The sequence below is a fragment of the Vibrio sp. RE88 genome, from assembly GCF_013113835.1.
Lineage (GTDB): Bacteria > Pseudomonadota > Gammaproteobacteria > Enterobacterales > Vibrionaceae > Vibrio.
In genome coordinates this window covers 171371-187596 of sequence record NZ_VTYQ01000007.1, presented here as the reverse complement: position 1 = coordinate 187596, position 16226 = coordinate 171371, and the positions used below count along the sequence as shown (strand labels likewise).

Annotated in this window: 7 protein-coding genes; 2 read left to right on the top strand and 5 right to left on the bottom strand. The window is 47.6% G+C overall.

What is annotated here, in order from left to right; translation table 11 throughout:
• Positions 1 to 20: 20 nt before the first annotated feature.
• The 5 genes from F0265_RS17460 to gltB (F0265_RS17440) all read right to left on the bottom strand — a co-directional run bounded on the left by F0265_RS17460 (position 21) and on the right by gltB (F0265_RS17440) (position 12905).
• Positions 21 to 449: a DUF1499 domain-containing protein gene (locus tag F0265_RS17460; protein ID WP_171749851.1), complete on the bottom strand. Its 429-nt coding sequence runs from the start codon at positions 447 to 449 to the stop codon at positions 21 to 23.
• 106 nt (positions 450 to 555) lie between these two features.
• Positions 556 to 1968: an FAD-dependent oxidoreductase gene (locus F0265_RS17455; protein ID WP_099607638.1), complete on the bottom strand. Its 1413-nt coding sequence runs from the start codon at positions 1966 to 1968 to the stop codon at positions 556 to 558.
• 20 nt (positions 1969 to 1988) lie between these two features.
• On the bottom strand, positions 1989 to 6452 hold the full coding sequence (gene gltB, locus F0265_RS17450; RefSeq protein WP_171749850.1) for a glutamate synthase large subunit: 4464 nt from the start codon (positions 6450 to 6452) through the stop codon (positions 1989 to 1991).
• Positions 6453 to 6885: 433 nt separating this feature from the next.
• On the bottom strand, positions 6886 to 8355 hold the full coding sequence (locus F0265_RS17445) for a glutamate synthase subunit beta (protein ID WP_171749849.1): 1470 nt from the start codon (positions 8353 to 8355) through the stop codon (positions 6886 to 6888).
• Positions 8355 to 12905, bottom strand: a complete 4551-nt coding sequence (gene gltB, locus F0265_RS17440) for a glutamate synthase large subunit (protein ID WP_171749848.1) — start codon at positions 12903 to 12905, stop codon at positions 8355 to 8357. The genes F0265_RS17445 and gltB (F0265_RS17440) overlap by 1 nt, the downstream gene beginning before the upstream one ends.
• A 534-nt stretch (positions 12906 to 13439) precedes the next feature.
• On the opposite strand from gltB (F0265_RS17440), the gene F0265_RS17435 reads away from it, so the two are divergent.
• Both F0265_RS17435 and F0265_RS17430 read left to right on the top strand, forming a co-directional pair.
• The gene (locus F0265_RS17435) at positions 13440 to 14399 is read left to right on the top strand and encodes a TIGR01212 family radical SAM protein (RefSeq protein WP_171749847.1); all 960 of its coding nucleotides are present in this window, start codon (positions 13440 to 13442) and stop codon (positions 14397 to 14399) included.
• A 48-nt stretch (positions 14400 to 14447) separates the two neighbouring features.
• Entirely contained in the window at positions 14448 to 16196 is a 1749-nt protein-coding gene (locus F0265_RS17430) for a diguanylate cyclase (RefSeq protein ID WP_171749846.1), read from the top strand.
• Positions 16197 to 16226 lie beyond the last annotated feature (30 nt).

Sequence of the window (16226 nt, the reverse complement as noted above, 5' to 3'; positions counted from 1 at the left end):
CTTCGGTTTTTTATGTCTGGTTACTGAACCTGCTCCGCGCTACGCAATAATGCTCTCAGTTGTTCGGCGCGTTTTCGATTGACGCTGAAATCTGAGTATCCCGTGCGGGATTCAGAACGAACCAATAAGGTGTTTCCTTCTATGCGTAACTCAAGATCATCAACAAAGCGCATGATTTTTGATGTGCATTCTATCCTCAAATAGCCTTCTTCTTTTACCGCTGTTTTTGCACCGGGTAATTGAAGTGCCGCATTTTCAATTGCGTCGATACTGGCATGGCTGGTGAGAGTGAACGGGGCAAGTTGGTGTTTTTCTCTGTCGTCTTGCGTGGAAACACAGTTCGGTTTATCACCACATGGTGATGAGGTGCGATCTGTCATAGTTTGGACTCCTTGGCTGCAAGCGGATAGTAGCATCACGGCAGTGATTAAGAGCGCGTGCCTTTTCATTCACAATGTCCTTATTGTTATAGTCTAAGTGTATTAGTTAAAGAGCTTCTATAAAAAAGGGCTGACGCACAAACGTCAACCCTAATTTTATATCAATGGTCATTTATCAGACTTCAAGGTAATCAAGGATCCCTTCTGCAGCTTTGCGCCCTTCATCAATCGCGGTCACGACCAAGTCCGAGCCTCGCACTGCATCCCCACCCGCGAAGATTTTTTCATTGCTGGTCTGATACTGAAACTCTTGCTCAGAAGGGGCCTTGATCCTTCCCCACTGATCGAGCTCCACATCATAAGGCGCTAACCATTCCATCTTATGTGGCTGGAATCCAAACGCCATAATTACAGCGTCTGCTGGCAGAACATGTTCACTCCCTTCAACAGGCTCTGGGCGACGACGTCCGGCTTCATCGGGTTCTCCAAGGGCCGTTTTAACCACTTTCACACCCGACACTTTGCCAGAGGCATCCACTTCGACACCCAAAGGTTGAAGGTTAAACTTAAAGTCGACACCTTCTTCTTTGGCATTTTTTACTTCTCGACGAGAGCCCGGCATATTGGCTTCATCACGTCGATAGGCACAAATGACGTTAGAGGCGCCTTGTCGGATTGACGTGCGAACACAGTCCATTGCGGTATCGCCACCCCCGAGTACGACCACTTTTTTACCCGCCATATCTACGAAGGGTTGTGTGTCTTCTAAGTTCATGACTTTGTAAGTGTTGGAAATCAAAAACGGCAGTGCATCGTATACGCCCGGCGCGTCTTCGTTTTCTAATCCAGCTCGCATGGATTTGTATGTTCCGACCCCCAGAAAAACAGCATCATAATCATCGAGCAGTTGCTGCATTGTTATATCCTGACCGACTTCAACGTTGAGGCGAAATTCAACGCCCATATCTGTGAAGACGCGGCGGCGATTTTCCATCACACCTTTTTCAAGCTTGAACGATGGAATGCCAAAAGTGAGCAGGCCGCCGATTTCAGGGTAGCGATCGAAAACGACAGGCTTGACGCCATTGCGCACTAAAATATCTGCGGCAGCAAGTCCTGCTGGGCCTGCGCCGATAATGGCCACCTTTTTGTCTGTCCATTCGACTTGTGACATATCGGGTTTCCAGCCCATTTCAAACGCTTTGTCGGTAATGTACTTCTCTATATTACCAATCGTAACGGCGCCAAAATCATTATTGAGGGTACAAGAACCCTCACACAATCGATCCTGTGGACAGACTCGGCCGCACACTTCTGGCAGGCTGTTTGTCTGATGAGAGAGTTCTGCGGCTTCAAGAATGCGCCCCTCATTGGCCAACTTTAGCCATTGCGGAATGTAGTTATGCACTGGACACTTCCACTCGCAGTAAGGGTTACCACAGTCGAGACAGCGATCAGCTTGGGCAGTGGCTTGCTGTTTAGTAAAGGGTTCGTAAATTTCGACGAATTCAATCTTGCGAACTTTAATCGGTTTCTTTGCAGGATCGACACGTTGTACATCAATAAATTGGTATACGTTCTGGCTCATGATTCAAACATCCTCCATGATTACTGCGCTTGAACGCGAAGTTCTGCGGCACTACGACTTTGGTGACCAAGCAGGGTACGAAGATCCGCAGCTTTAGGTTTCACCAGATAGAACTTTGGAATCCATTCATCAAAGTTCGCCAGAATATCTTCAGCGTGAACTGAGTTTGTCTCTTCAAGATGCTCTGCAATCAGGCCGCGTAGATGCTCCTGATGGATATAGAGATCAGACAGAGCCAGTGCCTCGACTGATTCATTGTTCACTCGGCCTTGGAAGTCTTCGTTCTTATCAAGAACGTAGGCAAATCCGCCTGTCATGCCTGCACCAAAATTGACTCCGGTTGCGCCAAGTATTGCCACGATACCGCCAGTCATATATTCACAAGCGTTGTCGCCAGCGCCTTCTATGACCGCGATGGTTCCGGAGTTGCGTACGCCGAAGCGCTCGCCAGCCGTACCAGCAGCAAAGAGTTTGCCGCCAGTGGCACCGTACAAGCAGGTGTTACCAATGATGGTGGCTTCATTACAACGGAATGCTGTTCCCTGATGCGGTTTGATGACCAACTTGCCCCCAGCCATGCCTTTACCAACATAGTCATTGGCATCACCAGTGAGATACTGCTCTACGCCACCGGCATTCCAGACACCAAATGATTGCCCAGCGGTGCCATCAAGATGCAGCTTAATGGGGGTTGCCGCCATGCCTTGGTTTCCATAACGTTTTGCAATTTCACCTGATAGACGCGCACCAATCGAGCGATCGGTATTGATGACGTTATAGAAGAAGCTAGCGGACTCGCGTGCCTCGACGGCTGAAAGGGCATCATCGATGATCTTCTGGTTCAACTCGGCCTTATCAAACGGTGTATTAGGTTCTGTCCAAAATAGTGGATGACCTTTTGGTGATACAGGCGCTTCAAGAATATTGCTTAAGTCGAGTTTGGTTTGCTTGGCGGTCATGCCTTCTACTGTCTCAAGCAGTTCAGTACGGCCGATGAGATCAGTGAGCTTTTCCACTTCCAGTTCTGCTAGCAAAGCACGTACTTCATCAGCCAAACCGACAAAGTAATTCATCACTTGCTCAGGTAAACCTTTAAAGAATTCTTTGCGCAGCATTTCATCTTGAGTAGCGACGCCGGTTGCACAGTTATTGAGGTGACAAATGCGCAGGAACTTACAGCCCATCGCTACCATAGGTGCTGTTCCAAAGCCGAAGCTTTCAGCGCCGAGTATCGCGGCTTTCACGACGTCTAAACCTGTTTTTAGACCGCCATCTACTTGAAGGCGAATCTTGTGACGCAGCCCGTTCGCCACCAGTGCTTGTTGAGTTTCGGCAAGGCCTAGCTCCCAAGGGCAACCTGCGTACTTGACCGATGTCAGTGGGCTGGCTGCAGTCCCCCCGTCATAGCCTGAGATGGTGATCAAGTCTGCATACGCTTTTGCCACACCAGTGGCAATAGTGCCAACACCAGGTTCAGAAACCAGTTTGACTGATACTAAGGCGTTTGGATTAACCTGCTTTAGGTCGAAGATCAACTGAGCTAAATCTTCAATCGAATAGATATCGTGGTGCGGCGGAGGAGAGATCAGCGTAACGCCTTGTACCGAATAGCGTAGTTTAGCGATTTCCGCTGTAACCTTATGCCCCGGAAGCTGACCACCTTCACCCGGTTTTGCACCCTGCGCGACCTTGATTTGCAGTACGTCGGCATTAGTTAGGTAATGTGGGGTCACACCAAATCGGCCCGAGGCAATCTGCTTAATACGAGAATTACGTTCTGTGCCGAAGCGACGTGGATCTTCACCACCTTCACCTGAATTTGAATAGCCACCGAGGCGGTTCATCGCGGTTGCCAGAGCTTCATGGGCTTCTGGGCTTAGAGCACCAATGGACATTGCGGCAGAGTCAAAGCGTTTAAACAATTCAGTGCTTGGTTCGACCTGTTCTAGTGGCAGCGGCGTCGCAGATTTTTTCAGCGTCATCAAGTCGCGCAACATCGCAACTGGACGCTGGTTTACTTGTTTGGCAAAACTTTGATAATCACTATTCTCACCAGATTTAACGGCCTGTTGCAATGTGCCAACGACATCCGGGTTATAGGCATGATACTCACCGCCATGAACATATTTCAGTAAACCACCATGTTCGATGGCTTTACGTTTGGCCCAGGCTTTACGTGAAAGGTTAAACAAGTCTTGCTGGAAGTCGTCGAAACTGGCGCCTTGGATACGAGTCGTGACACCGCGGAAGCAAAGTTCGACGACATCTTCACTCAGACCTACTGCTTCAAACAGTTGAGAACAACGGTAAGAGGCAACAGTGGATATACCCATTTTGGACATGATCTTGTAGAGGCCTTTGTTGATGCCATATTGATAGTTTTGCATCACATCGCGATAGCTTTTTCCAAGTGCACCATCATCAATCAGCTTACCTAAGGCTTCATAAGCCAAGTATGGGTATACCGCTGTTGCACCAAATCCAAGTAGGACAGCAAACTGATGTGGATCGCGAGCAGTGGCTGTCTCGACAATAATGTTGGCATCACAACGAAGATTCTCTTCAATCAAACGTGTTTGCACCGCGCCTACTGCCATCGCAGCAGGAATTGGCAGCTTGCCTTTCACTAACGCGCGATCAGATAAAACCACCAATACAGTCCCTTCACGTACAACATCGACTGCTTGGTCACATAAGTCGTTGATCGCTTGTTGCAGGTCTTTGCTCTCAGGATCGTAATTGATATCCAAGATAGTATTACGGTAGTGCGCATCAGCCAGTTCGAGCAGTTGCTGCATGTCTGAATAAAGCAGTACCGGAGAATCAAAAGTTACGCGATGAGCGTGTCCATCGGTTTCGCAGAACACATTCATTTCTTGGCCAACACTGGTCGCCAGTGACATGACGTGTTTTTCACGCAACGGGTCAATCGGTGGGTTGGTGACCTGAGCAAATTTCTGACGGAAGTAGTCGGTAACTTGGCGCTCTTTAGAAGAAAGAACGGCCATCGGGGTATCATCACCCATAGAGCCAACGGCTTCTTGTCCCATATCACCAAGCACTCGAAGGACTTGATCGACTTCTTCGTTGGTCATCGCGAATTGCTTCTGATAGGTCTTGAGCAAATCGCTGTCAAAATTGCGCTCACCGACCTGATCTTCAGGCAACTGAGCAAATGGTGTGAGCTTATGGACGTTGTTGTCCATCCACTCTTTATATGGGTGGCGACCTTTTAGATCGTTATCAATTTCACTTGATTGCCATAATTTCCCGCGGCGTGTGTCAACGACCAACAATTCGCCCGGTCCAACACGGCCTTTTTCTGCCACTTCGTCGGGGGCGTAATCCCAGATACCCACTTCTGACGCCAGCGTGATGAGCTGATCTTTGGTGATCACATAACGAGCTGGGCGCAGGCCATTACGATCTAGGTTACACGCAGCATAACGACCATCAGACAATACGATGCCGGCAGGGCCATCCCATGGTTCCATGTGCTTTGAGTTGAAGTCATAGAACGCACGCAAATCCGGGTCCATATCCGGGTGGTTTTGCCATGCAGGCGGCACCAGCATTCTCATCGCGCGGAAGACGTCCATGCCCCCTGCGAGGAAAAGGTCAAGCATGTTGTCCAGACTGGACGAATCAGACCCCGTTTCGTTAACAAATGGAGCGGCCGTTTGCAGATCAGGCAGTAGTGGCGAAGCGAATTTGTATGCACGAGCGCGTGCCCACTGGCGGTTGCCTTCAATGGTGTTGATTTCACCATTGTGTGCCAGGTAGCGGAACGGTTGAGCCAGCGGCCAACGTGGTTGGGTATTTGTTGAAAAACGCTGGTGGAACAAGCAAATAGCCGATTCCATGCGTAAATCTGCAAGATCGAGGTAAAAGCGTGGTAAGTCTGCAGGCATGCACAGACCTTTATATACAATCACCTGTGTGGATAGGCTGCAGATATAAAAATCACTGTCTTGTGTGATTTGCTTTTCTATGCGGCGGCGTGCGATATACAAACGACGCTCAATGTCGCGCTCACGCCAGCCTGCTGGAGCTGAAATGAACACTTGTTGAATGTTAGGTAACGAATCCAGTGCGATCGGGCCTAAAACATCTGAGTTGGTCGGCACGTCACGCCAACCCGAAACGGTTAGTGTTTCCTGAGCTAACTCTTTATTGATGATGTCTTTAGCGGATTGTGCTTTGACTGGGTCTTGGCTGAAAAACATCATACCTACAGCGTATTGCTTACCGAGGTTGAAGCCGTTTTCTTCAGCGATGAGGCGTAAATATGAGTCGGGCTTTTGTAATAGAAGACCACAACCATCACCGGTTTTACCATCAGCGGCGATACCGCCTCGGTGGGTCATGCGATCCAATGCCGAAATTGCTGTACGAACCAGTTTGTGACTTGGTTGTCCTTCCATGTGGGCGATCAAACCAAATCCACAGTTGTCTTTTTCAAGACTAGGATCATATAAAGCCATTGCAATTCTCCCTTTGCTTCTCTGTCTTCCAGACAGAACTACCAACATTAAAAGGGTTGGTATTTATGACTAACTATGCTTTCAAATTGTTAAATTTTGCATAAATATACACAAAATCTTTTGTTATTATTTTACAAAATAAGACGAAATCATTTTCATCGACTTCACAACGTATAGCTTATGATAGAAAAGGTCAAGTTTTTGGTGAAATATCACGTCAATGTTCGATTTACCAAGCAATAACCTAGAAAAGTACTTATATATCATATGTATAGGTTTTTGATTGTTACATTTTTGCAACAATTGAATTCGGTGGATATAAAAAAGACCAGCACAATGTGCTGGTCAAGATGGAAAGTTTGGAAGGATTGATTAGTTATTCGTTTGATACCCAGAATCATTCATTGTTGCCTGATTCTGGGGTTCATTCGGTTTACGCTGATAGCATCAATGAATCGGCTTTAGCTTCAAGATGAGTTCCACCCATTAGGTAAGCATCGATCGCACGCGCGCACTCTCGACCTTCATTGATACAGCGTACGACTAATGATTGGCCTGTACGCATATCACCAGCAGCAAATACGCCTTCTTGGTTAGTAGCAAAACCTTGAGTTGCTACGTTACCGCGATCATCCAGCGAGATATCCAGTTGTGCAAGCACACCAGTTGGTTCTGGGTGAAGGAAGCCCATCGCTAGAAATGCCATATCACACGGGATTACACGCTCGCTGCCTTCTACTTCTTTGAAGTTTGGACGCTCACCTGGCTTCGCTTCTTGCCATACGATGTCTGCAATACGTAGACCCGTTACCTGGCCTTGGTCGTTGCCGATGAATTCTTTGGTTAAGATATTCCAATGGCGATCGACACCTTCCTCGTGTGACGTCGAGGTGCGCATAATCATTGGGTATTGTGGCCAAGGCATGTTTGCTGGGCGCTTCTCCGGTGGAATCGGCATGATTTCAACTTGAGTGATGCTTGCTGCGCCATGACGGTTAGAGGTACCTACACAGTCAGAACCAGTATCACCACCACCAATGACAACAACGTGTTTGCCTTTCGCGTGGATCTCTTCGGTCTTAAGATCCATGTCGTTGGCGCGACGGTTGTTTTGACCCAGGAATTCCATCGCGAAGTGAACACCTTTTAGATCACGGCCTGGAACAGGTAAATCACGTGGCACTGTCGAGCCACCAGTCAGTAGAACTACATCAAACTCTTGACGTAGTTGCTGGGCATTCACATCAACACCAACATGTTGGTTGACTTTGAATTCGATGCCAGCGTCTGCCATCAAGTTGATCTTACGATCAATCACGTCCATGCCCAGTTTGAAATCTGGGATACCAAAGCGCAGAAGACCACCGACTTTTTCATCACGTTCGAATACGGTAACGGAATGGCCAGCGCTGTTTAGCTGCTCAGCAGCGGCTAGACCAGAAGGACCTGAGCCGATGATTGCCACTGTTTTTCCAGTTCGAGAACGCGGTGTTTTTGGTTTAGCGTATCCTTCACGATACGCCGTTTCTACGATGGTTTTCTCGATATTACAGATAGTGATTGGGTCTTGGTTGATGCCAAGTACACAAGCACTTTCACATGGAGCAGGGCAAACACGACCAGTAAACTCTGGGAAGTTATTCGTCGAGCTTAGAATGTTCCATGCTTCTTCCCAGCTATCACGATAAACCGCGTCGTTAAACTCAGGGATGATGTTACCGATAGGGCAGCCGTTATGACAAAACGGCACACCACAATCCATACAACGAGAAGCCTGAGTATTGATTTTGCTACCAAACTCCTCGTTCAGAACGAACTCTTTGTTGTTCTTGATACGCTCCGCTGGGTCGATCTTCTGTGGCAGTTCACGACCATGCTCTAAAAATCCAGTAGGTTTACCCATTACACTGCCTCCGCTTGAGTTTCATTTCCTTGAGACTGAGCTTCAGCCTTACGTTTTTGCAGCACCGCCTTGTAATCACGCGGCATTACCTTAACCAAAGAGGCTAGGCTTGCTTCAAAGTTGTCTAGGAAAGACTGTGCGACTTCACTTCCAGTGAATTGGACATGCTTAGTGAGCATGTCGAGTAACAATTCTCTGTCTTCTTGCTCGATAGGATCCAGGTCAACTAGTTCTGGGTTCAGCTTTGATTCGAAGTCACCTGATTTATCCCATACGTAAGCGACACCGCCACTCATACCTGCGGCAAAGTTACGACCTGTTGAACCAAGGATGATAGCGGCACCGCCAGTCATGTACTCACAACCGTGGTCACCAACGCCTTCTACGACGACTTTCGCGCCTGAGTTACGAACACAGAAACGTTCACCAGCCATACCGCGAATGAAAGACTCGCCCGAGGTTGCGCCATAGAAACATACGTTACCAACCACGATGTTGTCTTCCGCGACAATGCTCGATTTCGCGTCTGGGTAGAGCACCAAGGTACCGCCAGACAGACCTTTACCCCAGTAGTCGTTGGCGTCACCTTCGACTTCGAACTTCACACCTTTAGCTAGGAATGCACCGAATGACTGACCTGCTGAACCGTTGAACTTCACGTTCATTGGTTGAGGTAGGCCGGAGTCTTTATACACTTTCGAGATTTCGTTAGACAGCATGGTACCTGCAGAGCGATCCGTGTTGACGATAGGGAATTCGGCATTCACCGCTTCGCCTTTCTCTAGTGCAGGAATGGCTGCTTGAATCAGCTTACGATCCAGTACGTCTTCTAGATTGTGGTTCTGCTGAGCTTGGTTGAATACACCATCCGCCTCGCGAGCTTGCTCCACGTGTAGAACTGGAGACAGATCGAGGTTTTTGTATTTCCAATGCGATACATCTTGGCGAATTTTAAGCTTCTGGCCTTGACCTACCATCTCATCGATAGTGCGGAAACCCAGTTCAGCCATGATTTCACGCAGACCTTGTGCCATGTATTGGAAGAAGGTTACGACGTCTTCTACGCGGCCATCAAAGCGCTCGCGAAGTGTCTTATTCTGAGTAGCGATACCAACAGGACAGGTGTTCTTATGACACTTACGCATCATGATACAGCCTTCAACCACCAAGGCTGCGGTGGCTACGCCCCATTCTTCTGCACCTAGTAGTGTTGCGACTGCAAGGTCACGAGGCGTCTTCATCTGACCATCTGCTTGAACCACGATACGGTTACGTAGGCCGTTCTTCAGTAGCGTTTGGTGGGTTTCTGCCAAGCCAAGTTCCCAAGGAAGACCAGTATGACGGATTGAAGACATTGGTGACGCGCCAGTACCGCCGTCAAAACCTGCGATAAGTACAACGTCGGCTTTTGCCTTCGCAACACCCGAAGCGATGGTACCGACACCCGCTTCCGATACCAGTTTAACGTTCACACGACCTGCACGGTTGGCGTTCTTCAAGTCGTAGATCAGCTGAGCCAAATCTTCGATGGAGTAGATATCGTGGTGTGGCGGTGGTGAGATAAGACCAACACCTGGCGTGGAGTGACGTGTTGCACCGATCCAGTCATCGACTTTGTCGCCTGGTAGCTGGCCACCTTCACCTGGTTTCGCGCCTTGAGCCATCTTGATCTGCAGCTCATCAGCGTTGGTTAGGTAGTAAGAGGTCACGCCGAAACGACCTGAAGCGACCTGCTTGATCGCTGAACGCTCCCAATCGCCATTTTCTTTGCGCTCGAAACGCATTGGGTCTTCACCACCTTCACCGGAGTTCGATTTCGCGCCAAGGCGGTTCATCGCAACAGCCAGTGTCGAGTGTGCTTCGTACGAAATAGAACCGAATGACATTGCACCTGTCGCGAAGCGTTTCACGATGCTTTCAATTGGCTCAACTTCGTCGATTGAGATAGAGCCTGCAGGGTTCTTGATAAAATCTAGCTGGCTGCGCAGAGTAACGGCGTTATCGCCTTGCTTGTCGACTGCTGAGGCATATTGCTTAAACTGCGCATAATCTTTGTTGCGCGTCGACTCTTGCAGTAGAGAGATGGTTTCTGGGTTGAACAGGTGCTTTTCACCACGTTGTTTCCATTGGTAAACACCACCAACATCCAGCATTTGAATTGGGATTTCGCGTTGTGGGTAACCGATACGGTGACGGATCAGCACTTCTTTGGCGATATTATCAAGGGTTAGACCTTGGATACGAGAAACGGTACCAGTGAAGTATTTGTCTACCACTGACTTGTGGATACCCAAAGCTTCAAAGATTTGCGCGCCGTGGTACGACTGCAGCGTCGAGATACCCATCTTCGAGAAGATCTTCAGAAGACCGCCATTGATTGCATTACGGTAGTTATTAAATAACTCTCGTGGATTCGCTTCTGGATCCAACTTCTTGGTGCGTTGAAGATCAATGATGGTTTCAATCACTAGGTATGGGTTAACCGCATTCGCACCGTAACCAAGTAGCGTTGCAAAGTGGTGCGTTTCACGCGCGTCACCGGTTTCAACTACGATGTCACATTTCGCACGTAGACCTTTACGGATCAAGTGGTGGTGTACTGCGCCAACTGCCAGCATTGCTGGGATCGCCGCGTGGTTTGAGTTCACTGCGCGGTCAGTTAGCAGGATGATTGAGTAACCATCGATAACCGCGTCCTCTGCGTATTGGCAGATACGTTTTAGTGCGCGCTCAAGTTTGCCTTGATCTTCATTGGCTTGGAATACGATATCCAGCGTCTTCGCTTGTAGGTGCTCGTTGTCGATCGCACGCAATTTCTCAAGCTCAGAGTTCGCCAGAACAGGCGATTCCAATTCGACTTTCTGACAGTGAAGTGGTGTTTCAGTCAGAAGGTTTTGGTCTTTACCCAAGTAAGTGTTGAGCGACATCACCATACGCTCACGGATCGGGTCGATCGGTGGGTTGGTGACCTGTGCAAACAGCTGCTTGAAGTAGTTTGAAAGATGCTGAGATTGGTGAGAAAGCACCGCAAGTGGCCAGTCGGCACCCATCGCTGAAAGTGGTTCTTTTCCATCTTTCGCCATAGGTACGATGAGCTCATTAACTTCTTCCGTGCTGACACCGAAAGCTTGTTGACGGTGCAGCAAACGCTCAGGAGAAGGCTGGCTGAACTGGTTGCTTGCGTCGGGTAACTTTTTCAGGCTGAGCAGGTTTTCTTCAACCCATTTTTCATAAGGCTGAGCTTGAGCAATTGAATCTTTTACTTCTTCGTCAGAGATGATGCGACCTTGTTCTAGGTCGGCTACGAAGATACGACCTGGCTGTAGACGGCCACGGAACTCAACGTTCTCCGGTTTGATATCGACAACACCAGATTCTGAGGCCATCACTAGGAAGTTGTCTTTGGTCACTGTGTAGCGAGAAGGGCGAAGGCCATTACGGTCTAGCGTTGCACCTACTTGAACACCGTCAGTAAAACATACTGAAGCTGGGCCATCCCATGGTTCCATGACGTTAGCGTGGTACTGATAGAAAGCACGACGCGTTGGATCCATAGTTTTGTTCTCTTGCCATGCTTCGGGGATCATCATCATCAAAGCGTGCGGTAAGCTACGACCAGAAAGAACGAGTAGTTCTAACGCCATATCGAAGTTGGATGAATCAGAACTGCCTTCCTGACAAATAGGAAGCAGCATGTCGATCTCAGCTTGAGTAAACAAGTCCGATTCGATGATTGCTTCTCGAGCTTTCATCCAGTTTAAGTTACCTCGAACGGTATTGATTTCACCGTTGTGGGCAATGTAACGGAAAGGCTGTGCAAGACGCCATTTCGGGAAAGTATTGGTAGAGAAACGAGAGTGTACCAGTGCCAGAGCGGTCACCATGGTCGGGTTTTGCAGGTCTAAGAAGTACTGAGGCACCTGTTCTGTTGTGAGCTGACCTTTATACACTAATGTCTTGTAAGACATGGAGTTAATGTAGAAATCGTCACCAATATTTGAAACGCTTTCTAGACAAACACGTACAGTATAGTTGCGAAGTACGTACAGCTTACGTTCAAGCTCTTCTGGCGTGATACCTGGGCCACCAGTGACAAACACATGCTCAAACTGAGGTTCTGTGCTCAGTGGATCAGCACCGATCATCGAATTGTCAGTCGGCAGAATACGATAGCCAATGATTTCAAGATCAAGACGTTTAGCATTGCGCTCTAAGATGTCTCGGCACTGCTCGCGCTTATACTCATCTTTAGGAAATAGAACGACACCAACACCATATTTTTCAAAAGAAGGCAATTTGATGCCTAGTTTAACGGCTTCTTCTAACAGAAATTCATGTGGCTTCTGCAATAAGATACCTGCACCGTCACCGCTGCAAGGGTCACAACCTTGACCGCCTCGGTGCTCCATTCGTGCCAGCATATCCAATGCTTGAGTTACTACTTCGTGCGATTTACGGTTTTTGAGGTGAGCAACAAAACCGATACCACAAGCGTCATGCTCCAGCTCAGGAGTATACAGACCCTGTGAACTTTGCTCTCTATCTACCATAGATACATCCTTCCAGTTCAGTAGGCGCAAATGTACTAGCTGATACTAGTTTTGCGTCCAGTCCTTTATTTTTATGATTCGAAGCCTGCCTAGGTTGGCGACTTTGATTCCATTCCGTATCTCGCAGGAAAAATATTGCGAGAAAAACAATCCTTGGTGAAATCCATGTTTTTTGTATCACAATCTAGTGATTTATATAGGTGGGAGTTGGAAAACACCGATGTTTTAGCAACTAACTATGTAATTTATTACACAAATAAAACTAAAATCTGAAATTATCCTACAATTTTGTCAGGATGAATTGCAATCAAAATTCGAGCTCGTGGAGTACTTTTTTAGCCGTGATTGTAGGTATTATGTTTAACTTTTGCTTAACAAGTAGGTTTTATTCTCCATTTTGTGCATGTTTATTGACTTTGATTAACGCTCTTGCTGTTTTAAATCGCTAGATTCCAACCTCCAAATTTTTCATTGCTGTAATTTAATTACATTAATAGAAATGATATTCATTATTATTTGTGTTGTGGGACAACTATGCAGTTACACGAGCTGGTCAATACGATTGGACAAGATCTTCAACGTCGTTATGGCGAGAGAGTTCATAAACTGACATTACACGGTGGTTTTAGCTGCCCTAATCGCGATGGCACAATAGGTAGAGGAGGCTGTACGTTTTGTAATGTGGCTTCTTTTTCGGATGAAGAGAGTCAGAAAAAAAGTATTCTCGAACAACTCAAAGATCGCGCCGGAGAAGTGCATAGGGCTAAGAAGTATTTGGCTTACTTTCAAGCATACACCAGCACTTATGCTGAAGTTCAGACTCTGAAGAGTATGTATGAACAGGCAATCCAAGCGGCTGATATTGTGGGCCTATGTGTTGGCACAAGGCCAGATTGTGTGCCTGATGCCGTGTTGGAGTTGCTGTCTGGTTATGTACGACAAGGTTTCGAGATCTGGTTAGAGCTCGGCCTTCAGACTGCGAACAATCACACCTTGAAGCGCATAAATCGTGGCCACGATTTTGATTGCTATGCGAACATCACCAAACGAGCGAGAGCATTGGGTATAAAAGTCTGTACCCATTTGATTGTTGGTCTACCGAAAGAAACTCACCAAGATAACATTGAAACAATGCGTAAAGTTATTGATGTGGGAACTGATGGGATCAAACTTCACAGCTTGCATATTGTTGAAGGTAGTACCATGGCTAAGGCTTGGAAGGCTGGCAAGATCGGTGCCCCCTCTTTGCCGCAATACGTGGACACAGCCAGTGCAATGATTCGAATGACGCCACCTGATATCGTGTTCCACCGCGTTTCATCAGCAGCTCGACGCCCCACTTTACTTGCCCCTTTATGGTGTGAAAATCGTTGGTTAGCAATGACGGAAATTGGCCATGCACTTAAGCGTGAAGGTGCACAAGGTTCATCAATTGGTCGTCCTTTTGTATATGTAAAACCATTAATAAATACAGAAAACTCACCAATAAACTGATATCTTTTGTAACCTTAGTATTAGGTTAGCATTATATAGAGTATTAGAATGGATCAGGTGTTTTACTGGTTGTGGGATACATCCCATGGACATGGTTTTGACCTAGTAGTCATTCTACTCTTTGTTGTGCTGTCTGCGCTTGTTTACTCGCAATTGCAAAAACACATAGAGTTGTTGGTTCAAGATGCCCCCACCGCTTTGATTCTGGTTGAAGCGCAATCCGGTAAACTCCTTCTATCTAACAAGAATGCCATGCAGCTGCTGGCTATCCGCCGAGTAGGTAAGTCCTTTCTGTTGCCAGATACGGTTTCGCGAGAGTTTTTGTTGTCCACGATTAGTCAGTTTGCCGGCGAAGGGTTCAATCGCTTCCCGATAGAGTGGCGTGTATCTAAAAATACCCGCATCAAAGTGGAAATCAGTGGGCGTAAAACCGTTTATCGAGGGCGTATTTCCTGGCTGTTGTATGTTTCCTCCCATCAAGCATCTCACGATGAAATGGCACGTGAAATTCAGTCGCTCTCAGTCGTGCGCAGTGCTTTGGATAATTTAGCCGAGCTGGTTTTCATCAAAAATAACGAAGGGGAACTTATCTCGACAAACCGCGCGTTCGAACGTTTTTGGGGGGAACGTGCGCTAGAGGGGAGTGCGGATATCAAAGGTGTTGTGAAAGGGCGGGCAAACAAACGCCGTTGGACAACAGACGCCGACGGTCGCAGTTGCTTACTTGAAACTTATCAGAACATTCTTATTACCTCGAATGGTGAAAAGCTGGGCAGTATCGGTATCAGCCATGACGTGACGGATTGGCACAACATGCAGCAGAACCTGCGTGATGAGATGGAAAAACGTCGTGATACCGAAGTAGCATTGGCTCAACGCGATACCATTTTGCAGAACATTCTTGAGTCTAGCCCAGACTCCATTGGTATTTTCAATGAAAACATGGTGTATCAGGCGTGTAACAAGCCATTTGTACGTTCGCTGGGCATATCCGATGTGGATGAGTTAATTGGCAAACGCCTTCAAGATGTCATTCCAGATGAAGTCTACAATCGCTTGTCTGAAACCGATCAGAAGGTTTTGTACGAAGGCAAATCGTTACGTTACATCGATAAAGCCATCAATAGTAACGGTGACTTCACTTGGTATGATGTAGTGAAATCGCCTTTCCGCGACCCAGCCTCGGGTACTAACGGGGTGTTGATCATGGCAAGGGATGTGTCTGAACGATATTTAGCGGCGCAGAAGCTGGAAGAGGCGAATCAGGAATTAGAGCGCTTGAGTTTTATCGACAGTCTGACCCAAATTGGCAACCGACGTCGCTTTGACGAACAGCTCGCCACTCTCTGGCCACTCCATGTTCGTGAACGTCAACCACTGAGCATTATGCTGTGTGATATCGATTACTTTAAAGGCTTCAACGACTTCTATGGCCATCAGGATGGCGATGAGGCGTTGATGAAAGTGGCGGGCGTCTTTAAAGCGGTATTATCCCGCACCAGTGACTGTGTCGCGAGGTACGGCGGCGAAGAATTTGGTTTTATTTTGCCGAACACTACTGCTGAAGGCGCTCAGCAAGTGGCGGATAAAATCCATGATGAAATCGCCAGTCTGGCACTGGAACACAAAGCGTCTGAAGTCTCGACGGTGTTAACTGTGAGCATCGGCCTCGTGACCATCATACCGCAACCTTATGACAGCAGTGAAAGCTTGATTGCCCTAGCCGACAGCGCGTTGTACCAAGCCAAGGCTAATGGGCGTAATCAGACTTGTGTTCATCACACATCCGAGAATTAACCCGCCAAGACTTTCGGTTCTCTTAGCCGC